This window comes from Bacteroidota bacterium (assembly GCA_019637975.1).
GTDB lineage: Bacteria > Bacteroidota > Ignavibacteria > UBA10030 > UBA6906 > CAADGV01.
Genome location: JAHBUR010000020.1, coordinates 35634 through 61222, shown reverse-complemented (window position 1 = coordinate 61222; position 25589 = coordinate 35634). Strand labels below are relative to the sequence as shown.

Genomic DNA, 25589 nt, shown 5'->3' with positions numbered 1-25589 from the left:
CGGCCTCCTATAAGTCTGTCTGAATAGATAATGTCAAAGAATGATTTCTCAGGGACATCGGATATCGGGGTAGAATCTCATACGACTCGTTCAGCATGTTCAGCATTTCGTACTTCACGAACGCCGTCAGCCCGAAGAGGTTCAGTTCCAGCCTGCAACTTCCGTTCATTGTGAGATAGGATGGAAGTCCCTGAGTATTGTCTTCAGAGATGTACCGGATGCCGACGTAGTTTGCCTCAACTCTCAAGAACACCCTCGGCACAATACCATGCTGAGTGCGAATGGCGGCGTGAACCCCGGCACTTCCTGTTTCAAGCGGGACGTAGATCAACTGTTTGTCGAATGCCGGATCGTTGGGCGAAGATTTGAATTTCTTCTGCGCGTCAATTGTTGCGTAGTTGCCTTCCAACCAAAGATACCCGGGAAGCGGCGACCACCGATACTCCACTTCTACCCCGTACGATTTCGTCCTCCCAATATTCACCGGCGACCATATCGTAGCGACGGAAGTCGGAAGCCACTGGATGCGATCCTCGGTAGTGATTGAATAGTACGTCACGTCAATTTCGTGGTGTCCGAACAATGCGAACTGCAGGGTCAGACCGGCATCGACGCTCATGGATTTCTCCGGATTCAAATCGAGATTCCCCCTTCCTCCCGAACCTGCATAGTACAACTCGTTGAATGTCGGGGCACGGAAATTCCTGCCCGCTGTCGCGTGAATTGCTGCACCAAAACCGGCTTGTGAATGGCTTTCCTCCGCGTACCGGAAATTCATTCCCATCTTCGGACTTACTGCAGTCCCCACGGTCGAATATTTATCGTAGCGGATTGAGGGATAAAGAGAAAGGCGGAAAGGAGAAATATTGGAATGGAATTCGACCCCGCTGTACACAGCGCTGTGCGTCCGCTTCTGATCCTGTGCCAACGCATTACCCGACGCTGTCGCATGGCCGAACTCAACACCCGGATGCAATACAAGATTCGGCAACAGCGAGTAATGCAGGTTGGCCTGAGCCGTTGTCAGAATGTTCCGGTAATGGTTATCCGCTTTGAATATCCCGTACCGGTCGATGTAATGCTCGAAGGCATTCTGGACGTTGACTCCTGCCGAGAACCGGAGTTGGTCACTTAATCGACTTCGGAACACTCCGCTTGCCTGAATATGCTCGTCCGTTTGGCGGGCAGTTCCCTGATTCTGAATGGTAAGAACCGGGCCGGGAGTCCCCCGCTCAGCATCATACGACGACAACATCACCGATGCCTCGGTTTCCGCTTCAGTTCTCCAATCCCCCACTACAAAAAGCTGCCGCGAGCGGAAGTCAGAGCCGCTTCTAGTAGCATTGACTCTTCTTCCACCATCTACGATCGCAAAATCATAATCGCCGCGGCCGTACTCAACGCTGCTGCCTGCCCGAATCCCCCATTCGTCAGACAAACGGACCTGGCCCGAAACGCCGGCACGCTGCGAGCCTGCTGAGCGTGTTGCCACGTCGAACCGCACAAAGCCCGATCTCACATCAGGTGTGGTAAGAATGTTGATCGCCCCGCCCATTGCATCGCTTCCGTATTGCGCCGAACTTCCTCCCCTGACAAGCTCGATACTCTCCACATTGTCGAGAGGAATAACCGAGAGATCCGTGAGGCCGGTTTGCACATTGCCGATGGGCATGCCGTCGAGCAGGACGACGCTGTGTTCGGCACTCATTCCCCTGAACGAAACCGTCTGCAAGCTTGCGCCGGATCCGTACTGCCTGACGAGTAAGCCCGCTTTGCCGACGAGAAGTTCGCCGAGATTTTTTTCGAGGGAAGATTGGATTTCCTCCGCTGCGATAAGCTGAACCCGCGACGGCGAGTCCACCCTGCTAAGCGGCGAACGAGTGGCAGTAACAACGATTTCGCCGAATGTGTACGATTTGATAGTTGAGTCGGCAGATGCCTTTGAATCATCCGGCAAGTCAAATGGAGAGGCGTTCGTTCGGGAGACCGGAACGAGAAGGGCGCAAACAAGGAAAGTTATGAATAGTGATTTCGGCACAACAAAAAACCCTGTCCTTCGCTGAGAAAGACAGGGTGAACACACACTTTCATGTTGTGCCGTTCCCGAATCTTCCCGCGAAGATTGTGTAGGACTGAAGATTTTGGCAGGTTTCCTGGCTTTCCCGATTCTCCCGTCTTCCCATCCACCGTGCTTTGTGGAAAGTGACGTTCATGAGAGAATACTGATTCTGCGCGAGGCAGAATCGGGATTACAGTTGCGGGGCAGCTTCCGCTTAAGTCCGCCGAAGCGGATGTACGGAATTCCCTTTTCATCCCGACCTTTATGTCGGGACACCAAAATCTGTTTTGAGAAAGAGCGAACTTGTGGGAGACAATATAGCGCGTTGAGGCGCGGAAGTCAAGAGGTACACAAAATCAGGGCCCCGCTGAATGTGACCCCTCGATCTGTAGATCGCCGAACCTTGATCTGAGTTACAGCGTTCACCGAACTGAGTTCTGCCCAAGCGACAAAGACATCATTGTCTGGCCCGATCGCAACATAACTACCCTGGTTATTTCCAACAGCCGACAAGGTGGCGGCGAAAAAACTGGCCCCACCGTCGGTGGACCTAGTGAGGACAATGTCCGAAACTTGAGAGCCCTCAAAACTCGTCACTGCAACAAAGATATCATAGAATCCCGCAGCATTGGGCGATTCATCTATCGCCATCCACGGTCTGTCAGGATCACCGGTAAAAACCGTCATCGCCGGTTCCCATGTTACCCCACCATCCATTGACTCAAGAAGGTACAGTTTCCCCTGTGTTCGCACCTGATAGAGCACATAAACATTCCCTGCCCCATCGAATGCAACGACGGGGTCTCCCGCATCAACATTCACCTGCTGGACAATATCGTCGCTCCCGATCCAATTGACGCCTCCATTCGTTGTACGGTAAGCACCTATGCGGGCAAAATTGATTTTTGTTATGGCCACAACGACTATGTGGTTTGGGTTTGTTGGATTGACAGCCACATGTGGCTCGGCTTTTGGCGCACTGGTTTCAGAGATTCGAACTTGCGCGCTTGAGCTATATGCAAGCAATACTGTTACTAAGAATGCAATGAGACACTTCATAACTCCTCCTTGCTTATGATTGAACATGCACATCATGTTAGGGTCTTTGTCCTCGAAGGACAATTGCCTTGTTAGAAATCTCCCCGACTGCTATCATCCGGTCTCCGAAAACTGCGACCGATACCAACGAACCAAAAAAATGTGGAATCTCTCGGCCTCCATACTGACGCCAGGTCGCGCCGTTGTAGTGCGACACAAGGCCAAAATCCCCCACCACAAAAACATCATTGGCCGCATTGCCACGAATCCTTCGCTTGAAGATATTTGGCTGCGTCGTATCAAGCGACCAGCGACCTGTACCAAGGTCCTCCTTCCAGAACAGACCATCACCGGCGACATAATGCTTCCCACCAGGTGCGAACCAGAGGCTGCTTTGTGCAAGGCGTAAACCTGTAGTATCTAGTCGAGTGACCGCGGAACCATTGAACGTTAGGATTTCAAGCCCACGCCCATAGTTCTGTAGTGACGCCACCGCCAGAATCTCGGTCTCCCCCGTCCGCCCATCCACCGCACCGTAAATGTCCTGGATATCTACCGTCGTGCCGCTTTCAAGGCGCTGCCAATTGGTTCCAGAGAAGTACGTGATGTTCCCGTTCGTTCCTACCAAGTACAGCTTTCCGGCGTGGCCCCATATTTTCTTGAAACTTCCCTGTGCCGAACCCGGTGGCAAACATATTCTCTGAAACACCTGACCATTCCAACGAACTACTGTGCCGAGCGACGCGATCCAAACATCATTCGCCGCAAAGGCGAAGATGCTGGTCGCAGCAAACGGAAATGTCCCAATCTCTTGTCCACTGCTATTGCAAACAGGAAAAAGAACCCGGAGAAATCTCCATGCTGCACCATCCCATTGTGCTAGATTGTAGCGCGTCGGATCGATCTGTCCCGTCGAGTCTCGTAGATATACTTCACCGACTGCCCAGACGTTGCTCTCCGAAATGATGAACACGTCGTTCAGCACACTCGAATTCCCGTCGCCGAGTGTGTCGAGAACAAACGAGAACTGGTGCGAGGTCGTATCCGGTCCGCCGTTGGGGGGCACAACGGGGGGTTCTTTCTTGCAGTTGAAACCAACAGCAAGAACGAGCAGCAGCAGTGTGGTTCTTTTCATTTTATCTTCAAGGTACAGGATTGCCTGAAATGCGAAGAATGGAAAGCCTATCTTCAGGGTTGCCTCAATATACTTCTCCGTTCGGCCCTTGTCAATCAGGGATTCCCTGACTCTGCCTTCGAAATTCCTTACACGAAATGCAGGCTGTTTTCGCTCCAAGCGTCTGTTGAAACATTCATCACTTCCTCATTCCCACTTTTGAAAAACCCGTGTCTCTCTCCTCCGATTTGTAGGAAAGCGCAACATCAATCCAACGTTTAGACGTGAAATTCAAACAGTTCTCACAGTCCGGCGTGGCACAACGGTTGCCTTCTTTAGAAGAGTATTACTACGCGTTCACCTACACGATAACTACCGAGGCAATCATGCACAAGAAACTCTTCATCCCCGGCCCCACCGAAGTTGCGCCCGAGGTGTTGGCCAAACTCGCAACTCCGATGATCGGGCATCGCAGCAAGGATGCATCGAAGATGCAGAAGGAGATTTCGGAGAAGTTGCGGAAAGTGATGTACACGGAAAATCCCATCCTCCTCTCGACAAGCTCCGGTTCGGGATTGATGGAAGGCTCCATTCGCTCGCTGACGGCGAAGCGCGCCGTTGTGTTCTCCGTCGGGGCGTTCGGCAACCGTTGGTTTAAGATGGCGGAAGTGAACAACATCCCCGCTGACAAACATGAAGCAAAATGGGGCGAGCCGACGACGCCGGAAATCGTCGACCAGTACCTCTCCACCGGCAAGTACGACGTCTTCACCATCACGCACAACGAAACAAGCACCGGCATCATGAATCCGTTGGAGGAGATTGCCGAAGTCCGCAAGAAATACCCCGACGTGATGTGGCTTGTCGATTCCGTCAGCGCATTGAGCGGCGCCAAGGTGGAAGTGGACAGGTTAGGCATCGATGTCTGCATCACCTCCACGCAAAAAGCGCTGGCGCTGCCACCCGGTATGGCAATCTGCTCGATCTCCCGCAAGGCGCTCGAACACGGCAAGCAAGTGAAGCATCGCGGCTGGTATCTCGATCTTCTCGAAATCTACAAATACATCGAGACGAAGGACCACCAATATCATGCAACCCCGTCGCTGCCGCATATGTTTGCGCTGAACTTCCAGTTGGATCGGATTCTCGCCGAAGGCCTTGACAACCGCTTTGCCCGCCACAAGGAAATGGCCGAGTTCACCCGCGCCTGGGCGAAGAAACATTTCGCTCTCTTCCCGGTCGAGAAGTATGCGTCGCAGACTCTCACAACAATCACCAACACGCGGAACATCAACGTCGCGGGATTGAACAGCGAGCTTGCAAAAGTCGGGCTGCAAATCTCCAACGGCTACGGCGATTTGAAGGAGAAGACATTCCGCATTGCGCATATGGGCGAACTGACGTTGAATGATGTGAAGGAAGTAACAGCAGCTATCGAAAGCATTCTTAAACTCTAAAGCGGAACTGGAGTTCCGCTCTACAATATGAAAGGGACGACCATGAAAATCCTTATCACAGACGGAATCGAAAAATCCGGTGCCGACATTCTGTTGAAGGCGGGTTTCGAGCTGACGCAGAAAACACTCACTCCGGACGAATTGTTAGCAACAATCCCCGAATACGACGCCATCATCGTCCGCTCGGCAACGAAGGTAACGAAGGCGGTGATTGACGCCGGCACGAATCTGAAGGTCATTGCCCGCGGGGGCGTGGGCGTTGACAATATTGATGTTGAATATGCGAAGATGAAGCAGATCAAAGTCCTCAACACGCCGAAGGCATCATCCATTTCGGTGGCGGAGCTGACGATTGCGCATCTGCTTGCAATCGGGCGGTTCGTGCCGATGAGCAACATTGCGATGCGGCATCGTGAATGGCCGAAGAAGGAATTCAGCAAGGGCATCGAAGTGACGGGCAAGACGCTCGGCATCATCGGCTTCGGCAACATCGGAACGGAAGTCGCCAAGCGCGCAATGGGCTTGATGATGAACGTCGTGGCCTATGACATGTACATCAAGGACACGGACATCAAAGGCGTGAAGATGGTATCAAAGGAAGAACTCCTCCGCATCTCCGACTATGTAACACTGCATGTACCGTTTGACAAAGCCGGCGGGCCGCTCATTGCAAAGAATGATTTTGAGAAGATGAAGAACGGCGTCATCCTCATCAACTGCGCCCGCGGCGGAGTGGTGAACGAGCGTGATTTGCTCGAGGCACTGAACAGCCACAAAGTATTGTATGCCGCGCTTGACGTGTTCGAGCATGAGCCCCCGACGCAGGAGGAATTCGAACTCATCAACCATCCCCGCGTCTCCGTTACGCCTCACATCGGCGGCTCGACGAAGGAGGCACAGGACAGGGTCGGCGTGGAGATTGCAGAAAAAGTTGTCGCGGCGCTCGGCGAATACAAGAAGGGAGAAGTTCTCGTGTAGTGTAGTTGCTTCTCTGAGTCCAAAGTCGTAATCTCAAAGTGCACGGAAATCGAGGCCTTCTCTTCCGTGCACTTACTTCGCTTTACAGCCCAAACTTGCGGAGATGATCTTATGACAAGCCGCATTCCCTCGCCGATGAGACAGTACCGCCTCAGAATGTTCATTCTCGGCATTACCCTTTTTTGGGTGTCGCCGCTCGTCGCTCAGTGGAGCACCAGTACCCTCGCTGAGAGCGCCTTGTATGTTTGTCCGGGATTCTATCCGGGTATCGTCACATTTGATAACGGTAGCTCAATTGTGCTAGGCGCATTGGATAGCTACATTTACGCGCGCAAGCTTGATGAGCGTGGCTATTACCTATGGCCCCCCGTGCAAGTGATGCACCACGACAGCAGCTACATCACGGAAGCTCCGCTGATAGGAGACTGGGGAGGTTGGATAAGCGATGGGGACGGGGGGGTGATACTTTTTTGGTACGACCACAGGGGCGCACACATCAACGGACCGGACTGGGCAAATAACGCCATTTACGTGCAGCGAGTCGATAGGCTTGGTGTAGTTCGATGGGCATACGGTGGTGTGTTGGTGAAAGGACCTGAGACGGGGATTAAAAAAGGTGGAATAGTGAATGACGGACAAGGGGGATGTGTCATTGCGTGGAGCGAGTCCGAGTTTGGTTTTCCAGGTGCACAGGGAAGAGAGCGTACAAGGATACAGCATATTTCCAACTTGGGCGCGATGGTTTGGGAACGAATCCTTGATTCAAGCTACGCACAGCATACCCTGCAATATAAGAACCTGCTACGGACACAAGAACGTATTTTCTTCACGTCATCTGCGGGTACGCGCGTTCTGACGCATAGCGGACTACTTTCTACTCAGACGCCTATCGGAGGCTACGCGTTCATGGTCTCCGACAGAGACAGCGCTGTATTTGTCCTGAGCGGTGAAACCGGATTGAGAATATTGAAACTTAATAGTATGGGTGACACTGTGTGGAACGCTCAATTCAGCATTCGGTCGGGATGCGAAGGTGTAATTCCTTTCCGACGTGGGGCGCTGACCCCAGATGGAAACGGCGGCGTATACTACTTGTACGCATGTCAGGATACGATATACCACTTTGACCATCTTGGACAGTATACGCGTATTTTGTTCCCAGAGATTGCCTCTCAAGTTGGCGGCTATGCTTTTTCTGATGGTAACGGCGGATTGGTTCTAGCAAATGAAGCTGGTATAGCTCAGCGATATGATTTTACGGGTAACCGAAGGTGGGCTAACCCGGTTCTGTACATACAAAATGCAGGCAATACGTACTTCGATGTATTTGAAGGAGACAAGAATGGGGGAGTGGTTGTTGCCTTTTGGAGAACACAAGGGGGCATATACGCGCAGCATACTGGTCGCGAGGGATCTGTTGGCATTATAACTGAGGTTGCGATTGAACAATTCCTGGCGGACAGAATACGACTGTTCCAGAATTTTCCGAATCCTTTTAACAACAAGACCACGATCAGCTATTCATTGTTCGAAAGCGGTAACGTTCAACTTGAGGTTTTTGACATTGTTGGGAGGAACATTGTGACGTTGGTTGATCAGTATCAAGAGCCGGGGATATACCACCTACTCACTGACGTATCGAAGTGGTCCAGCGGGGTATACATTTGTCGTTTGAGGTTCAATTACAAGACAGTTTCTTCAAAATCAATGATGTTGATCAAGTGAATCACCGCCTGGTGCACCATATAACCGAATTACAGCCGCATGAGGTTACGCATGAAATCAACAATCTGTATTCTTGTTGCCTTGTTTCACATTGCTAGAGGTTTTGCTCAGGAAGAAGAAGGGCGTTGCGGTACAGTTGATGCGACCTCTGGAAATCCACTGGCAGAGATTCAACAGCTAATCAATTCTACCCAAGATCTCGTTCTCGTCTTTGTCGATTTCCCCGATGGAAGAATGCAACCGGGAAGTCTCGTTCCCATTCTCGATTCACATCTTGATTCTGTCGAGAACATTGATGCTGTTGGAGGGATGGGCTGGGTTCGTGATGAAGTTTTTCCCGACTCACTTCGCAAAAAGGCTCGAAAATACACCTACGAGGATTATTGGGATTGGATATTCTCCGAAGGCGAGTATTACGGACCTCGACACCCAGATTCGACCTCTCATGGCATATTGGCGTACGGAAGTCTGAAGGAATACTACGCCGAAGTAAGCTACGGCAATCTCACGATCAATCCATTTCGAACATGGAACATAAGCGTGGAGCCTACAAAGTACAACACCGGAATCGTGAACGCTATTGATACGGCCAACGGAAAGAAATACGTGCGCTGGATAATGATGCCGCACCCAAAGAGTCACTATCACCCGAACGGCGAGCCTACTGCAGTGTTGCCAGTGCTTGACTCGCTTTACCGGAATGGAGCTATACAGTTCAACAGGCTGTCTTATACTGGTAAAATCCTGGTTGTTACGGCAGGTGGTGGCGTGGGAGGAGTTGCGGAAGAGAGGCGGTTTATTGGAGTGAGGGAAAAGAGATATAGAAACCACGAAAGTATTAGCACGTTCGATGGCATCTGGATACCAGTACATGAATTCGGTCATACCTTGAGATTCGAGCACATGGTCCATGGATCGTATGACCCGATGAACTTCACATTTCGGAACACTTGGAATCAACACCTGTATTGTCCGCCGCATTTCAACCCGTTGTTAAAGTGGGCCGCCGGCTGGATTCCCGATTCGAAAGTTGCTAAAGTGCGAACCGATAGCACAGTTGGGCTGATACCAATTCATACATTGCCCACCGCCCCAAGCTATCTTATAGCTCTTGTAACTGTGTATGGCGATGCAGGGCGCGATTCAAATTGGAGCCATGGTGAGTACTTAATGATTGAGTATCGTACCCGCGAAGGATTCAATCGATTCTCCGGAGGCGTAAGTCCGTCAGGCGGGTTTGGGGGTGGAGGTTTGATCTGGCATTATTCCTTTTACCCATTCCAATTGGGGTTTAATGCCGGATACAACATTGCGCTTAAAGCACCGGGCTTCTTCCCATTTCCAGAACTGAATTTTGCGGGCAATTCTGGCAGCCCTTCCCACTTTTTCTATTCCGCTGGTCAAGTTTTAGATTCTGCGTCGACGGATCCCAACTCAAACTCAGCAGCAAACTTGGTCACAGGTCTTTCGTTGCAGAGTTTCTCTATCAGCGGCAACAATCTGACATTTTCTGTTTCTTATCAACGAGGACCGCAACCAACGTACGATCATGTAGTCTACTCTGGCATGAGCAATCTACCTCAAGCTCCAATTTCGGGGAGGATCTATGTACAGAATACCGCGGCTCAAGTTCAGATTCTCCCAGGAAGCGTTGTCGACGCCGCAGGATCGCTGAGAGGCCCATTTGAAGCAGTTGGGACCGCACAATTCCCAATCCTATTTGACGGTCCAGGTTACGGTACGCAACGGGTTCATGGTGGGTATTCATTTCGCGAGTTGACCTCTACCGCACGTTTGCGCTATTGCCAAATCAAAAACGCCACCATAGGGGTATCCCTTGACGGGAATCCCCTTGCCAAGGTTCGGCTGTGCTCCTTTATTGACTGTGACAATGACATACATGTGTCGGGTGCAGCGCGCACTGTACCACCAGTCGACATTTCAGGATTGGACAGCAATTGGTTCACGAACCTTCATATCTTTGGCAAGGTCAAAGTGGCTATGGCGGACTTCACTCTGCAGACCGGAACCACCGCAACCTTTTATCCTGGTGCACAAGGAACGATAGCGACGCTTCAGGCGGATAATCGTCATGTGAATATATACGGGCAACTGAACATCGTCTCGGAACTCAAGTTGACCGGCAATACGTTCAGGTTCCTCACTGGTTTGGAGGTCTCTCCAAGTTCAACCCTAATCCTTAGTCCAAGCACCACGCTGGAGTTCGCTGATGGACACGGCGTTCTAATCGGGGGCTCTCTTTTTGCAGAAGGAACCTCAAATCAACCTGTGCTCTTTACCCGAACGGGAACGTCGGGAAGTTGGAACGGCATTGCGGCCACTAACTGCAGTCCGTTAAGCGTAAGTACTCTCGACTATGCTCGTATCGAGCACGCAAGCACTGCGGTTCGCATCGCTACAAACACGAGACTCACCCTCACAAACTCCGTAATTGATGATGCAGAGATCGGGATTGAGTTTGCGCCATCCGCTCAGCAGTGTCCGGTAGCTCCCCCTCACATAAACATCTCTGACAACCATCTCGTCAATATTCGATCATTTGGAATCATTATAAACGACTACTCCAATATTTCACTTGAGCGTAACGCAATCGAAGGCAGCTGCATAGAATGCACCGAAGATCGGTACGGAATCCTCTGCAACAACGCATCCCCGGCGCTTCTTGAAAACCGCATACATGGCTTTCACTATGCGATGGTAAACGTCAGCAACAGTTCGCCGATACTGCAAGGGGTCTTTCGAGGTGGAAATAACGTGTTTACAGAGAACGAAGTGGGGTTCGCCTGCGATCAGTCCGATGCCATTCTCGGGTCAATCACGACACACAATCCCGATGGCGGGCAGAACAGTTTCGTCAATGGCAATGTGGAGGCAATCATATCAGGAGGAAGCGAAGTCTTAGCAGCAAACGACTGGTGGGGTAAGGACGAAGACCCATCAGAGAAGTTCTTGGTAGACGAAGAATCAAAGATCGATCCCTCTCCGTGGCTTGATCGTGATCCCAACGAATCGTACAGACCGTTGACGCAAGCTGATCCGAAGGTGCGCCTCACAATGGAAGATGTAGAAAAGGGCGGAGTTCGCGGTGGGCGCACAACACCGGGGGAAGACGACCTCGTACGCGTAATAGAGATGAGAACAGAAGAGCGCTATGCTGAGGCACTGCAGACTCTGCGTGAGATTGTTAGCCAGCGGACTAAACCGGGCTGGCTCCGCAGGTGGGCAGTTCGGCAGATGCTTGCAGTAGGGCAACAACTTTCTGACGTTCACACTTCATCATATCTTCTTGGTTTGGCGGCCCAACATCGTGAACTCGATCATCAGATACGGTCCGTTTTGCCGAGTATGTACTTGCACGAACGAAGAAGAAGTGCCGCGCTCGCTTTCTTCAACAAGAACATACTCGAGAATCCTAATAGCCCGTTGGAGCGAACTGCGTTGTATGAGACATTTCTGGACAAGCTTTATGTTGAACAGAGCACAACGGATGCAGCTTCGATTCTCGGTACCTTAATGCAAAGGCACAGCCGCACTCCGGAAACCAAGTTGGCTGTGAGGCAACTTCAGATTGCGCAAAGCAATAGAAACCGGACTTCCCTTGCGAAGGCCGGCAATGTAACAACAACTACACAAGGAACGACGCTACTACCTCAGGAGTTTGTATTAAACCAAAACTACCCCAACCCGTTCAACCCGACAACAACAATCAAGTACGAGCTCCCCGTTACTGCTCATGTCTCGTTGAAACTGTTCGACATCTTGGGAAGGGAAGTGATGAGCCTGGTGGATGAAGTCAAGGAGGCTGGTTCTCACCAAGCAACTCTCAACGCAGGGCAGCTTGCCAGCGGCATCTACTTCTATCGCATCTCCGCCGTAGGCGAGACCTCGTCCCGAAGGGACGGGCAAGCCGGCTCATTCACGCAAACGCACAAGCTCGTGCTTCTCAGGTAAATGCAACCACCTGCCGAGCGGCTGGTTGCTTCTCTCGCTGCAAAGTCGTAATCTCAAAGTGCACGGAAATCCAGAATGATCTTCTCGTCCGTGCACTTTTTTCTTCATTCTTCACCCAACAAAATTGTGAGATAGTCCATGGCAACAGTTCGACCGTTTAAGGGATTTCGTCCTCTCCCCCAATATGCCGCTCAGGTTGCGGCAAATCCGTATGATGTTTTGAGTTCCGAAGAGGCCCGCATCGAAGCGCAAGGCAAGCCTCTTTCGTTTCTGCATGTCGGCAAACCGGAAATTGATCTGCCTCGCGGCACGGATTTGTACGACCCGGCTGTGTATGAAAAGGGGAAGGAGAATTTGCAGAAGCTGATTCGTGACGGAATTCTGAAGGAAGACCCGCATCCCTATTTCTATGTCTACGCGCAGACGATGGGCACGCATACGCAATACGGCATCATCGGTTGCGCTTCGGTGCAGGAATATCTCAACGACACGATCAAGAAGCACGAGCTGACGCGTAAGGATAAGGAAGACGACCGGACACGGCACGTGAAAGTAACGAACGCCCATACCGGCCCGATATTCCTGACCTATCACGCCGAGCCGCGCATCGATGAGATTGTGGATCGCGTACGACTTGCCGATCCAGTGTACAACTTCGTCGCAGACGACGGCATCCGTCACCAGTTGTGGGTGATTTCGGACGAGAAGACGATCCGCCATCTCGTCGAGCATTTCGGTCGTGTGAACAACCTGTACGTTGCAGACGGGCATCATCGCTCGGCGGCAGCGGCACGAGTCGGAAAGGAAATCGCTGACGCCAATCCGAATCACAAAGGAGATGAAGAATACAACTTCTTTCTTGCCGTTCTCTTCCCGCATAATCAGCTTCGGATCATGGAATACAACAGAGTCGTGAAGGATTTGAACGGCCTGAACGAAGAGGCCTTCCTGGATGAGATCAAGAAGCACAAGTTTACGGTACAGAAGTCGGGACAAGCAGAGCCGAAAGCCAAAGGCGAGTACGGCATGTATCTGAACGGCCACTGGTATACGCTGAAAGCCGATCTTTCGTATCTCACCAATCCCGACCCTGTTGAAAAGCTCGACGTTTCGATTTTGCAGAAGAACATTCTTGCCCCCATTCTCGGCATTGACGACCCGCGCACGAACAAGCGCATTGATTTCGTCGGCGGGATCCGCGGCACGAAAGAGTTGGAGAGGCGGGTGAATTCAGGCGAGATGGCCGTTGCGTTTGCCCTCTACCCCACATCAATTGAAGAGTTGCTCACAATTGCTGACGCGGGGAAGATCATGCCGCCGAAATCCACGTGGTTCGAGCCAAAGCTGCGGGATGGGGTGGTTGTGCATTTTTTGAGCTAGGACAAAGAAAGAACGCCACAAAGTCACAGAGGTCACAGAGGATTCACGAAGAGTGACTTGGTGAAACCTTCGAGATCTTTGAGTCTTAGTGGCTGAATTTTCACACGACTCTCTGCCCGTTGCTTCGACAACGGGCTTTGTATTTTGGCAGAGTATGTATGGGTAAGAAAAAGAAACAAGATACCACTCTTTCACTCTTCGGAGACAACCCTCCGCCGAAGAAAGTGAAGGCAACATCCGAGTACGTGGAGAAGAATAGACCTCGCATCAAGCGATGGGCGAGCAAGGGCATTTACTTCGGAGGGTCGTCGTGGAAATATCCCGGCTGGCGCGGGCACATCTACAACAAAGAGTACAAATCGAAAAAGACGTTCAACGACAACGCCCTCGCCGAGTACTCAGAACTCTTCCCGACCGTCTGCGCCGACTTTGCTCTGTACGACTTCCCCGATCCCGACAAAATGAAATTCATCCACGACCAAACGACGGATGAATTCAAGCTCTCGCTCAAAGTCACCGACCGCATCACGATCAAACGCTATCCGAATATTCCCCGCTTCGGCCCGAAGGCCGGAACGGAGAATCCGGATTTCCTCAATGTTGAGTTGTTTCAACAGCAGTTTCTCAAACCGCTTGAACACCTGCAGAAAAAGCGGGGCGTGATTATCTTCGAGTTCTCGACATTTCATCCGAACTCGGGAATCAACTATGACAAATTTGTAGAGATGATAGACGATTTTCTTCACCGTCTGCCGAAGGGATTTGATTTCGCCATCGAGCTGCGCAACGAGAATTTTTTGACGGAAGAGTATTTGAAGATGTTGCAAGCGCACGATGTCGCCCATGTCTTGAACAACTGGACCCGCATGCCGCCGATTATCGAGCAACTGAAGATTGGCGGCATTCTCACAACGAAGTTCAGCGTGTCGCGAGCATTGCTCAAAGCAGGAAGAAAGTACGAAGATGCCGTGCGGCTGTTTCAGCCCTACACGGAAATCAAAGAAGAGAACCCCGAGCTGAGATTAGGCATCGTTGAGGCAGTCCACCGTTGTATTGCCGAGGGCCGCTCGCTCTACGCCTACATCAACAACCGTGCGGAGGGAAATTCGCCGAAGACGATTGAGGGGATATTGGATATGTTGGATGAGTATCCGGTGGAGAAGTTGTGAGAGATTGGGGATTGCGGATTACAGCGCCACTTCCCGACTGAAGCGTTCGGGCATTTCATCGTATGTTTGTCTGTTGAGAATCCTTCCGTTCATCTTCTTGTTCCGCCCACCGGACTACTGCTCCATCCGGGAAGGTATCTCATTGTCAGGAGCCAAGATAGTTTTATTCGACATCGGAACGCTGATAGTCGGCGACACAGGACCATAGCTCGGTGCGATGTCCTCCGGCGCCAAAACCGAATGATAGAGATGCAGCATCAGATCTGAAACCAGAGCGTACAAAGGTGATTCAGTTTGCGGAATTCTATGAAAGGCAGGAAAGATCGGCTGAAGAAGATCCTCCATCATAAAAAGTGCTGGACGGATTTCGTTCTTCTCGTCCTTAAATGCCCAAGTCACTGTTCCATGTCCTAATACGCAAAATGCCCGAACTACCTCCAGACGTTTAAGCGTTTTGTTTATCAAAAAGAATCTGTCAACCATTTCATTGATATCTATACCAGCCTTTAGATTCGTTGCTATGATTGCTGAATATAGCGGATTCGACAGGCCGTGAACACAATGACTGACCTCACGATTCTCAACGAGCCTTTGAGCATGGGTCATTGGCCGCTGGAGTCGGTGGCACATCACAAGTTTTTTCATAGCCTCGTCAAGAACCTTGAAGTCTATTGTTTGCTTGACTTCACAGACGGCATAGACGCCGTCAATTGGCAAGTGAACTCGTCGCGACTGACTAGTCGCTCCAGCCTTTAGTGATGGGAACCAAATATCATTGAATACAACTATATCGATATCCCCTGCTGTATTTCCGCTCCTGTCGTTAACAACTCCTGCCTTCACGCTATATCGGGCGGGAAGGATCTTTCCAAGTTCATCTCTGAGTATGTCTTCTACTCCTAAGCGTGAATCATAGTCATCAATATTCATAGTCTTCTCGGATTCGACTCTCAAACAGATTCCCTGCTCTAATGCCTTGCATCTCTTCACAAATCCCGATTTAAGAGTGCCCGCAGCACTATATCTCGGTTGCCATTCTGTTGTATCCGGAATAAAGGGTCGACCATCATGTGAGCCCACAAATACCACCTTTCGGCTGATTCAGCAGAAACAGATTTTTCAGAAAGCTACCCCTTGTTTGCATTGGCGTCTACCTCCATCCTCGCCCCTTCCCTATCCGCCCGATACATGCCTGTGCCGCTGATGCCTTTCAGTTCCCCCGTTCCCGAACCATCGAGAATCTTCAATGACGACTCAGCGGCACCGCCAGCAAACTTGCCGTCATCCTTCATCACGAAACTCCCGGCGCGGCCGTTGAGCTTCCCCTCAAAGCGGATGAGTCCGGTGTACACGGCGGTGGAGTTGTGCTGATCTTTCTCGTCGGCGTGAACGTAGAACATCAGGTACTCAACGGTTGCTTTGCCTTCGAGGTCGCCTTTGAGTTCGTACTCGACGGAGGCTCTGGTTGTTTTCATGTCGGGAGGGATTTGTTGCAGCGTGCTCTCTTCCCATTTCTTGACGGAGTAGGTGGCGGTGGCTTTCATGGTCATCTCGCTTCGTATATTGAAGATGCACAGAATATTGTTTCACATCTATTGGAGAATCGACTTTGCCCACAATCGGAACCTCTCAAGTTGCTTCCAGAGTTGTTCCACGTCTTTCCGATTATACACCTCCCCGCTGTAAGAAACCGAAGTCTTGTGATCGATGATGCGCCGCAATTGGCCCAACGCAGTCTTCTTCATGTCATCCCCGGCAACAAGTTCATCCAGCAGAGTCGCTGCATCGTGATGGTCTTCCCCTTGACTTTTCACGCCTCCGAACCTGATCGCAACAGCGTCCGGGAGTGCAATGGCAGCATGAACTATGAGTACACCGGCTGCGTTCCAGTATTCGAATTCACGGGCAAGCCCGGCACCCTGATAGAAGTTTTCCGCTACGTTCATGTAGTCTGACGAGCGTTCACGCGATACACTGACACGCCTGCTCCTAGCCACGTGCAAGCTCCCGCAGTGAGCGTCCGTGCAACACGATTCCTTCCTTGAGAATACTGGACACTGGCGCTTTGTTATTCTTCACTTTCGTTACAAAGTCTTTAGAAGTCATAAGCAGAGGCGCAAGGCGGGCACCGAACCTTCGCAGTATAAGTGACGCAAGATCTTGGAGAGAAGATTGCACTTGTTCGACATCGCGTTCCGTAGCCACCACAACGCAAATATCCAAGTCACTATCGAGCCGGTCTTCTTTGCGGGCAGCGCTCCCATACAGCACAACAGAACGCGCCTGCGTTCCCAAACCTCTGACAAGTGTCTGTGTCAGCTCATTCAAGAAACTACGTTCCGACTTGAGCAGTGGTAGTACCCCGTGCTTCACGAGAACATGATCCCTGTTTAATAGAAATCGATGGTCCCTTCCACCTCGTTGTCGCTGAATGATGGCAAGCTGTTCCAACGTTGTGAGGGCTTTCAAACATGAGCGGTGACTCATTTGGGCAAGGCGGGCAATCTCACGGCCTGTCATCCCAACCGCCGAATCTTGAACAACACGAAGGACAGCAACATGTGACCATGCTGCAAATACGTAATCGAGCACATTGTGAACGGCCATCGGCGAAATCCTCATTTGGATACTTTTGTATCCGTATGGATACTTTTGTATCCAATATACAAAAGGAGTAGCCGCGATTGCAAATCTCCCCCTACAACTCCTTCACCATCTTCACCACCTTCCAGCAGAAGTTCACGTCCTTCTTTCGTACCGTTACCGGCTCGAAATCCGGATTGAGAGGTATGAGGTGGATGTAGTTGCCTTCGAACTTCACCTTCTTCAACGTGTCCTCGCCGTTGACTCGCACGACGCAGATATCGCCGTTGTGTGCCTCTTGCGCCGGGCTGACGACAACGGTATCGCCATCTTCAATGCGGGGCGCCATACTGTTGCCTTTGACTTTGAGCGCAAACGCCTGCGGGTCGCGTACGTCGTCAACGGCAATGTAGTCGTCAACATAATCGGGGTGGAAATTGGTAGCGAGTTTCCCGGCGGGTACGGCGGACATGATAGGCAGCTCAACCAACTTTGCGTTCCGCCGGAATGTGTTCGGAAGCTGAAAGACATTCGATGGCCGGGCAGGCGCGTCGTACATCTCCCCTTCGCCGGTCAGAAGCCAATGGGGATGCGCGCCGGTCGCTTTGGCGATTTTGGTAATCGAAATGCCGTCGGGGATTTGCTCGCCTTTCTCCCAACGTTGCAGCGTGCGTGTCACGATGTTGGCCTTGTGCGCGAGGGTCGCCTGATCGAGTTCCTTGTTCTCCCTCGCCTCACGTATGCGGTCGCCAATGGTGGATTTCATAGTCGCCTCTGGTTACTGATGAAGAGAGATTTCAACACGAAGTCACAAGCACACAAGGAGCACAAAGGCGTTCCTTGCTGTGCGCGTACGTTCGTGGATGCTGTTTCATAACGGTCAATGGTCAACAGACAATGGTCAATTGTCAATTATGTCGCTTGTGGACTTGACAAGACGACAATTATGTCGTATCTTGCTGCAGCAATTATACGGAATTACAAGCGTTGTGTCAAGAACTTTTTTAGCGGAGGCGTTATGAACAGGAAACAGGTTCAGTACTCAATCGGCATCGGGGGATGGGAACACGAGTGCTTCAATCAATGTCTGTACAGCGTGCCGATGGAAGAGTCGGACGCCAAGCTCCGCGTTTACTCCCGGTATTTTGATACAGTGGAAGTACGGGCGACATTCTGGGATGATTCGTTAGGAATGGCGGATGCCTTGCAGTGGATTGCCGCAGTGGCCGGGAACAAGCGCTTCCGGTTTAACGTGAAGCTGCACAAGTCGTTTGTGCACGGAAAAGAAATCAGGCCCGAACGGGCAACGCGTGTGCGCGGACTTCTGCAGGAATTGCAGAAGAATGACCGTCTCGGGGCCGCGCTGGTGCAGCTTCCCTACTCATTCACGAATACGGGCGCAAACCGCTACCATCTCGAAAAGCTCAGCGGCACGTTCAGGGGATTTCCGCTGTATGTAGAGTTCAGAAATGAGTCATGGAATGATGTCCACTTCCTCAGGAGTTTTCTTCGTGAGAGCGGGTTGGGAGTCGTCAACGCCGACCTTCCCCGCATCAACAGATTGATGCCCTTTGTGACGGAAGTGATTGGAAAGACGGCTTATGTTCGTCTTCATGGAAGAAATGAGAAGGGATGGCTGCTGAACGGCATGGATACCCGGTATGACTATCTGTACAACGCCAAGGAACTGCGTGAGCTGAAGCGAAGGTTGTCCGCGCTTGAAGAGAAATGCGAGAACATTAATATCATCTTCAACAACACAACCGAAGGCAAAGCGATTGCCAATGCGCTGCAACTGATGTCGTCGTTGCGGGATGGGAAGCCGGTTCTTGTTCCGCAGGCTGCCGCGCAGGCGTTCCCCGATTTATTGCAGACTGTGAACGGTGTCGTGGATACGGGATTGTTTGCGGACGAGAAGGTGTACCGGAGGGCGGGGTAGATGAATAGTTGAACAACTCTGCGAGTGATGTGACCCTCTACGAGGCAATCGAGAAGGAGCTAATCGGCAACGATGCAGATTCAATGCGTTCCAGATTGACAATTTTGCTTGCGTGGTCAATGTCAATGCCGACGATTGCCCCATTCTCATCAAAATCAACGACGACCCCTTCAGCAACTTCTTTCGAATCAACACTCTGTTCCTCCGAAAGGTCAATGTAAAGTGAGTCAGTTTCAGGATAATAGTTGAATTTCATTTTTCTACCTCTCTAAAATTTCTGTCCGGAAACGCGTTGTGATGTGACTTTCATTGGAAGAATATACAAAAGGTGAGGTTTGCAACAAAAGCGCTACATCTTCTCCGGCGCCGAAATGCCGAGTACGGCAAATCCGTTGCGAAGGACGGCCTTCGTCGCATCGCAGAGTGCAAGCCGGGCATGCGTCAAGTCAGAATCTTCGCTGACGACGCGGCAATTGTGGTAGAATTTGTGGAATGCTGTTGCGACGTCCTGCAAGTATTCGGCTAACCGGTGAATTTCAAACGTCTCTGCACAGTACTCGACCGTCTCAGGAAATTCCAGCAACATCTTGATGAGTTCAAGCTCTTCCTGCTCTTTCAGCAAGTCGAGATTCGGCGATGTGGCTCCCTTCTTCCCTTCTTCTTCCGCCTTCCGCATGATGCTGCAAATGCGGGCGTGGGCGTACTGCAGATAGTACACCGGATTTTCATCCGACTGCTGTTTCGCGAGATTCAAGTCAAAATTCAAATGCGCTGTCATACTTCGCATGAGGAAGAAGTAGCGCACAACATCGGGGCCGACTTCGGCAATCAACTCGTCAAGAGTAATGTAGTTTGCTTTGCGGGTGGACATCTTCACCACTTCCGTTCCCTGCATGATGGTGACGAACTGGTGAATCAGCACTCTCACTTTCGTGTCGTCGTAGCCGAGTGCCTTGACGCCCGCAAGTACGTCGGGATAAGTAGCAATATGGTCCGAGCCGAAAATATCTACAATCAACTCAAACCTACGCCGAAACTTGTCAACGTGGTAGGCAATATCAGGAAGGCGGTACGTCGGTTCGCCCGTGTTCTTCACAATCACCTTGTCCTTCTCGCTGCCGAGCGCGCTGGTTTTCAGCCAGACGGCCCCTTCGCTTTCGTATGACAAGTCCCGCTTCTTGAACTCTTCCAACACCTCCTTGATCTTCCCATCTTCATACAAAGAGTTCTCATTGAAGAAGGTCTTGTGAATGATGCCGAGCGACTTCAACGTCTTCTTGATATCCTCAAAGATTTCCTTTTCCGCCTGAGCTTTGAACTTCCCTTCCGCCGGTTCATTTCTCAGCGAATCCCCGAACCCATCTTTGAGGTGTGATGCGATGTCTTTGATGTATTCGCCCTGGTAGTAGTCTTCCGGAAACTCGACTCTCTCGCCCAGCAACTGCAAGTACCGGAGACGAACAGAATCGCCCAACACGCGCATCTGCCTGCCGGCGTTGTTGAAGTAATACTCTCGCGTTACATCATGGCCCGTCCATTCCAGCAGATTGGAAACGGTATCACCGTACACAGCACCGCGCCCGTGACCGACGGTCAGCGGCCCGGTCGGATTCGCGCTCACGAACTCGACCTGCGTCTTCTTCCCGTTGCCGACATTCGAGCGGCCGAACGATCGTTCGGCGGAAAGTAATGTGCCAAGTTGCTGCCGGTAGAATTTCGGAGTGAGGGTAAAATTGATGAAACCGGGTCCTGCAATTTCGACTTTGCTGACAAGTAATGAGTCGAGCTGAAGCGAATTGACAATATCCGAGGCAAGCTGGCGGGGGTTCTTTTTTTGCGACTTTGCCAACACCATCGCGATATTTGTCGTCAGATCGCCATGTTCTGCCTGGCGGGGTTTTTCGAAACCAATGAGTGTGCCCGGGTCAATTCCGAGTGATTGGAGTGATAAGGAGATTTTCCCGTGCAGGTAGTTTTTCATTTAGCAGTTTTCTTCCGGGCAGGCTTGCCTTTTGTGCTTCGAACAATCGATTTCTTCTTCGGCTTCGCACTCTTTGGTGAAACCGGTTTCGGCTGCTTGCCCGCCGGCTTTTCATCACGAATGTACTTCATCTTCGCATCACCCCACAGTTTCTCAAGGTTGTAGAAACTCCGCGCCGTCCTGTGGAAGATGTGAAGAACAACATCCGAGAAATCAAGCAGCATCCAATTGTGACTTTTCGTCTCTTTGTGCCAGGGGCCGATCCCCTTCTCCTCGGTCCCCCCAAGTACGGCATCAGCAATTGCTTTCACCTGGATGTCAGAATCGGCTGAACAGACAACAAAGAAATCCGTCATCGATGTCAGCGGGCGCAGATCCATAATCACAACTTCTTGAGCCTTCTTTGTGAGTGCCAGTTTCGCAATTGCATTTGCCAATGCAGATGATTTCAACGCATCTCCTCCTGGAATGATTAGCGGGTATAAGGTTTCAAGAGTGCAAAGTCCTTTCCGACGACAACGGAAACATCGACAAAATAGTCATGGTTGATTTGTTGAATGATATTCTTCTCGCTGACGCCGAGGGCGTACGCTACCTTACGCGCAATCTCTACATTGCCGCTCCGGTCGATAACAAGCGACTCTTTTACGTCGAATGTCTTGTAGTTCTTCATCTCCACCACATCATATCCGCGAGCGCGAAGGTAGTTGGTAAACTTGGAGGCTGCCCCTCGCTCGCCGCAACCGTTGAGTAAATCAATCTGGATGACTTGTCCGGGTTGGACATCGCCTTTGGTGGAATCAACCGGAGGCTCGATGAAATTGCGTGAGACAAATGAGTAGCCGAGGAAGCCAACCACAATCATCAGCAGTACAATCAAAGTGGTAACCGCTGTTCTACGAATTGTTTTTGCGTCGGAAACGAAAGTTCGCAAATTCAAAGTACGCTTAGGTGATATGAAGATGCAGGCAGGAAAATACGAAAGCCGATCCCCTTCTTGCATTGCCTGCAAGAGAAGTCCGGCTCTGCTGAATACTGCAGCAATTCACAACGGCGTGAAAATCCCTTTATCAGAATCCTGCTTCTCTGTAAAATGGGTTGTAGTAATATGGACTGTAAAACGGCGAATAGTAATAGCCTGTTCCGTACGGCATCTGTCTGAACGAAAGTGAGATCTTTGTATTGTCCCACGGTTTGTAGTTTACCTCGGCGTTCTTCAAATACACCTGGCTAAGATCCTTCTTGTCAAAAGTCGAGAACGAACTGTACGGCGAGAAGCTGAACGCAATATCGGCTCGGGCATTCAAGTTGTCGTCGAACTGGTACATCATCGTGTTGGTGTACGTGCCGAGGGAAAGGCCATGTCCGCCGGCTGTCATGAACGACATATCGAACGAGTGGCGCATCGTGAACTTGTCGGGGTCGAACCAGCCGAACAAGTACGACAACGGCGATGAATCGCCACCAAGCCGGGTTATCGAGACTTGCGTCTCCTGCGCAACCTGGGACTTAAGTTGCGCTGATGCAATCCCGAATCCAACGGCAACCAGAGCAAACAACAAAGCCAGTTTCTTCATGATGTTCTCCTTATGACCTTTCAGCACACGCTATTTCTATGAAAATGATACCAAAAACACTCATGATTGTCAACTGCCGGAACTCTGCATAAGTTCCCTTGCCGCTTCGAGTTGGGCAACCGTGTTGATGCCTTGAGTCTCCAATGGATTTCCTGCCACGCTGGCGCTGACTTTGTATTGATGAAGCCAGAAGTAGTGGAAGACATCCGTCAAGTAGTATTCTTTCTGGGCGTTTGTCGGGGTGATATGTTTCAGGCTTTCGAACAACAATTTTGCGTCAAAGACGTAGATTCCGGAATTGATCTCTCTGATTTCACGCTGTTCGGGTGTTGCATCCTTGTGCTCGACTATGCCGAACACGCTTCCATCCGTGTTGCGGAGAATTCGTCCGTATCCGGTTGCGTCATCAAGTACTGCAGTGAGAACGGTTGCGCGGGCGCCTGTCGAGTAATGGAGTTCGATCAGAGACGTCGCGGTTTCATATGTCATCATCGGAACGTCGCCCGAAAGAACAAGTACATCCCCCTCAAAATTGCGAAGGGAATACTCCGCCTGCATGACGGCGTGACCAGTTCCCTGTTGGGGATTTTGTTCGACACATTCGACTTTCCGGCTTGTGAATTTCTTGAGATGTTTGATGACCGAGTCTTTCTGCCATCCCACAATCACTACCACCGGCTGCGCTTCGAGTTTGAGGGCAAGGTCCACAACATGCTCGACCATCGGCTTGCCATTAATCGGAAACATGACTTTTGCCATGTCGGGATTGTTCATGCGGGTTCCTTTTCCCGCCGCCATGATAATTACCGCAAGAGGTCGTTTCATTCCTGTTTCAAACGAGAAGGACGATATTGTCAATCAGCCGGGTTGTTCCGAACTTCACTGCCAGCGAGACCAGAACCGACTGTCTGAGTTGAAGCGTTGCCAGCTCCTGGAGTGAGTTGTTATCCGCAATCGAAATGTAATCGATTTGTCCCGACGAGTTGGTCGTAATGAGGCTCTGCATCTCATCGATAATCTTGCTACACTCACGAACGCCCTGCTTGATGCGTTGCTCAGCCAGTACAAGAGCTTGATATAACACTGTTGCCTGACGACGCTGTTCTGCATTGAGATAGGTGTTGCGGGAACTCATCGCCAGTCCATCGGGCTCACGTACTATCGGCACGACCAGCACTTCGACATCAATGTTCAAGTCCCTTACCAATCTCCGGATTACCGCCACTTGTTGTGCATCCTTCTGACCAAACACTGCAATGTGGGGTTTGGTGAGATTAAGGAGTTTTGTAACAACCGTTGCAACGCCGCGGAAATGTCCCGGCCGTGATTTCCCTTCCAGTACGTCTGTGATTCCCTCAACATTCACGTACGTTGAATATCCGGTTGGATATATTTGAGACGTTTCCGGCGCAAACAGATAATCCGTGCCCGCGGCATGAGCAAGAGAAAGATCCCGCTCAAACGATCGCGGATAACGGGAGAAATCTTCGTTCTGGCCGAATTGCGCAGGATTCACGAACAGGGTTGTAATCGTAACGTCGGATTTTTTTTTCGCTATGCGAATCAGCGATAGATGCCCTTCATGCAGATAGCCCATTGTTGGCACGACGCTTATGCGCTTGCCGGTGAGGCGCATGCGCTCGGCCGTTTGCCTCATTTCCCGAATATCTCTGATTACCATGGGGTCTTCTACAAAATCCTCTTGCCGAAAGCCGACTGAACTATCTCAACCGCAAACTCAGCCGATGTATTTTGTTCATCAAGTATTGGATTGACTTCCACGATCTCCAATGATGTCATTGCTTTCGCTTCGTACAATGATTCCATTATGAGATGAGCCTCGCGGTAGTCGAGTCCCCCCTTCACAGGCGTTCCGACTCCAGGCGCTATCGTCGGATCAACGGCATCGAGATCGAAGCTGACGTGAACATAGCTTGTTCCGTTCGTCACTTTCGAGATCGCCTTCTTCATAACACGATGAATTCCCTGCCTGTCGATATCCGACATCGTGAAGACGTGAACGCCTGTTTGCTCGATGAACTTGCGCTCACCGTCATCGAGACTGCGAACCCCAACGAGGGCTACGTTATCAGGTTTTATCTTGTCGAAATCTCCACCAACTTTCTTCAAGTCACCGGGACCGTACCCGAGAAGGCATGCCAAAGGCATACCGTGAACATTGCCTGAAGGAGATGTTCCCGGCGTATTCATATCGCCATGCGCATCAACCCACAGTACACCGAGTTTCTTTCTCTTCTTTCTTGCAAAGGCAGCAATGCCGGAAATCGACCCGATCGCAATAGAATGATCGCCACCGGCAATCAAAGGAAAGCGTCCGTTGTTCATGATGCCCTCCGTATGGCGGGCAAGAATTGTCGAGGCGCGGGAGATCTCCTTCAGATAGCGTGCCCGAACATCGCCGACACGGAGTTCTTCCATATTCTTAATGTCGATATCCCCATCATCAACTATCTTGTGGCCGAGTTCCTTCAACCGGTCGCTAAGCCCGGCAATTCGGATGGCTGACGGTCCCATATCGACTCCGCGCCGACCGGAACCCAAATCCATGGGAACACCAAGCAAGTGAATAGTCATACCATTCTTCGAAAGAACATGA

Annotated in this window: 23 protein-coding genes and 1 riboswitch; of the genes, 7 read left to right on the top strand and 16 right to left on the bottom strand. The window is 51.0% G+C overall.

Annotated elements, in window-relative coordinates; translation table 11 throughout:
• Nucleotides 1-7: 7 nt before the first annotated feature.
• The 3 genes from KF749_12020 to KF749_12010 all read right to left on the bottom strand — a co-directional run bounded on the left by KF749_12020 (nt 8) and on the right by KF749_12010 (nt 4232).
• The gene (locus KF749_12020; GenBank protein ID MBX2991878.1) at nt 8-2038 is read right to left on the bottom strand and encodes a TonB-dependent receptor; all 2031 of its coding nucleotides are present in this window, start codon (nt 2036-2038) and stop codon (nt 8-10) included.
• A gap of 87 nt (nt 2039-2125) precedes the next feature.
• Nucleotides 2126-2354: riboswitch (cobalamin riboswitch) on the bottom strand.
• Between the two features lie 44 nt (nt 2355-2398).
• On the bottom strand, nt 2399-3118 hold the full coding sequence (locus KF749_12015; GenBank protein ID MBX2991877.1) for an exo-alpha-sialidase: 720 nt from the start codon (nt 3116-3118) through the stop codon (nt 2399-2401).
• A gap of 37 nt (nt 3119-3155) precedes the next feature.
• Nucleotides 3156-4232 carry a hypothetical protein gene (locus tag KF749_12010; GenBank protein MBX2991876.1) on the bottom strand — a complete coding sequence of 359 codons (1077 nt, stop codon included), beginning with the start codon at nt 4230-4232 and terminating at the stop codon, nt 3156-3158.
• Nucleotides 4233-4597: 365 nt separating this feature from the next.
• Here KF749_12010 and KF749_12005 point away from each other — a divergent pair, with 365 nt between their 5' ends.
• The 6 genes from KF749_12005 to KF749_11980 all read left to right on the top strand — a co-directional run bounded on the left by KF749_12005 (nt 4598) and on the right by KF749_11980 (nt 14892).
• Entirely contained in the window at nt 4598-5668 is a 1071-nt protein-coding gene (locus tag KF749_12005; GenBank protein ID MBX2991875.1) for an alanine--glyoxylate aminotransferase family protein, read from the top strand.
• Between the two features lie 42 nt (nt 5669-5710).
• A complete protein-coding gene (locus tag KF749_12000; GenBank protein MBX2991874.1) occupies nt 5711-6646 on the top strand; it encodes a D-2-hydroxyacid dehydrogenase in 936 nt (311 codons plus the stop codon).
• Nucleotides 6647-6757: 111 nt separating this feature from the next.
• Nucleotides 6758-8371 carry a T9SS type A sorting domain-containing protein gene (locus KF749_11995; protein MBX2991873.1) on the top strand — a complete coding sequence of 538 codons (1614 nt, stop codon included), beginning with the start codon at nt 6758-6760 and terminating at the stop codon, nt 8369-8371.
• A gap of 51 nt (nt 8372-8422) precedes the next feature.
• Nucleotides 8423-12343: a T9SS type A sorting domain-containing protein gene (locus KF749_11990; GenBank protein MBX2991872.1), complete on the top strand. Its 3921-nt coding sequence runs from the start codon at nt 8423-8425 to the stop codon at nt 12341-12343.
• Between the two features lie 138 nt (nt 12344-12481).
• Entirely contained in the window at nt 12482-13723 is a 1242-nt protein-coding gene (locus KF749_11985) for a DUF1015 domain-containing protein (protein ID MBX2991871.1), read from the top strand.
• Between the two features lie 158 nt (nt 13724-13881).
• A complete protein-coding gene (locus KF749_11980; protein MBX2991870.1) occupies nt 13882-14892 on the top strand; it encodes a DUF72 domain-containing protein in 1011 nt (336 codons plus the stop codon).
• A gap of 114 nt (nt 14893-15006) precedes the next feature.
• On the opposite strand, the gene KF749_11975 is transcribed toward KF749_11980, so the two are convergent.
• The 5 genes from KF749_11975 to KF749_11955 all read right to left on the bottom strand — a co-directional run bounded on the left by KF749_11975 (nt 15007) and on the right by KF749_11955 (nt 18241).
• Nucleotides 15007-15822 carry a hypothetical protein gene (locus KF749_11975; GenBank protein MBX2991869.1) on the bottom strand — a complete coding sequence of 272 codons (816 nt, stop codon included), beginning with the start codon at nt 15820-15822 and terminating at the stop codon, nt 15007-15009.
• 197 nt (nt 15823-16019) lie between these two features.
• Nucleotides 16020-16436 carry a DUF3224 domain-containing protein gene (locus KF749_11970; protein ID MBX2991868.1) on the bottom strand — a complete coding sequence of 139 codons (417 nt, stop codon included), beginning with the start codon at nt 16434-16436 and terminating at the stop codon, nt 16020-16022.
• A 48-nt stretch (nt 16437-16484) separates the two neighbouring features.
• Nucleotides 16485-16889, bottom strand: a complete 405-nt coding sequence (locus tag KF749_11965) for a hypothetical protein (GenBank protein MBX2991867.1) — start codon at nt 16887-16889, stop codon at nt 16485-16487.
• Nucleotides 16882-17499 (bottom strand): nucleotidyltransferase domain-containing protein, encoded by a 618-nt coding sequence (locus tag KF749_11960; GenBank protein ID MBX2991866.1) that lies wholly within the window; start codon nt 17497-17499, stop codon nt 16882-16884. Before KF749_11960 ends, KF749_11965 begins: the two co-directional genes overlap by 8 nt.
• A 91-nt stretch (nt 17500-17590) precedes the next feature.
• Nucleotides 17591-18241 (bottom strand): helix-turn-helix domain-containing protein, encoded by a 651-nt coding sequence (locus KF749_11955; protein MBX2991865.1) that lies wholly within the window; start codon nt 18239-18241, stop codon nt 17591-17593.
• A 252-nt stretch (nt 18242-18493) separates the two neighbouring features.
• On the opposite strand from KF749_11955, the gene KF749_11950 reads away from it, so the two are divergent.
• Nucleotides 18494-19414 carry a DUF72 domain-containing protein gene (locus KF749_11950; GenBank protein ID MBX2991864.1) on the top strand — a complete coding sequence of 307 codons (921 nt, stop codon included), beginning with the start codon at nt 18494-18496 and terminating at the stop codon, nt 19412-19414.
• A 37-nt stretch (nt 19415-19451) separates the two neighbouring features.
• On the opposite strand, the gene KF749_11945 is transcribed toward KF749_11950, so the two are convergent.
• The 8 genes from KF749_11945 to rocF form a co-directional block, all read right to left on the bottom strand.
• Nucleotides 19452-19670 carry a DUF2283 domain-containing protein gene (locus KF749_11945; GenBank protein ID MBX2991863.1) on the bottom strand — a complete coding sequence of 73 codons (219 nt, stop codon included), beginning with the start codon at nt 19668-19670 and terminating at the stop codon, nt 19452-19454.
• 93 nt (nt 19671-19763) lie between these two features.
• On the bottom strand, nt 19764-21395 hold the full coding sequence (locus KF749_11940; protein MBX2991862.1) for an arginine--tRNA ligase: 1632 nt from the start codon (nt 21393-21395) through the stop codon (nt 19764-19766).
• Complete coding sequence (gene rsfS / locus KF749_11935; GenBank protein MBX2991861.1) at nt 21392-21832, bottom strand: ribosome silencing factor; 441 nt, start codon at nt 21830-21832, stop codon at nt 21392-21394. Before rsfS ends, KF749_11940 begins: the two co-directional genes overlap by 4 nt.
• A gap of 35 nt (nt 21833-21867) precedes the next feature.
• Nucleotides 21868-22275, bottom strand: coding sequence for a LytR C-terminal domain-containing protein (locus KF749_11930; protein MBX2991860.1), 408 nt, complete (start codon nt 22273-22275; stop codon nt 21868-21870).
• Nucleotides 22276-22465: 190 nt separating this feature from the next.
• Nucleotides 22466-22972 carry a hypothetical protein gene (locus KF749_11925; protein ID MBX2991859.1) on the bottom strand — a complete coding sequence of 169 codons (507 nt, stop codon included), beginning with the start codon at nt 22970-22972 and terminating at the stop codon, nt 22466-22468.
• Nucleotides 22973-23041: 69 nt separating this feature from the next.
• Nucleotides 23042-23797, bottom strand: a complete 756-nt coding sequence (locus tag KF749_11920; protein MBX2991858.1) for an NTP transferase domain-containing protein — start codon at nt 23795-23797, stop codon at nt 23042-23044.
• Nucleotides 23798-23804: 7 nt separating this feature from the next.
• The gene (gene panC / locus KF749_11915) at nt 23805-24653 is read right to left on the bottom strand and encodes a pantoate--beta-alanine ligase (protein ID MBX2991857.1); all 849 of its coding nucleotides are present in this window, start codon (nt 24651-24653) and stop codon (nt 23805-23807) included.
• Between the two features lie 8 nt (nt 24654-24661).
• Nucleotides 24662-25567, bottom strand: coding sequence for an arginase (gene rocF, locus KF749_11910; GenBank protein MBX2991856.1), 906 nt, complete (start codon nt 25565-25567; stop codon nt 24662-24664).
• Between the last annotated feature and the right edge of the window lie 22 nt (nt 25568-25589).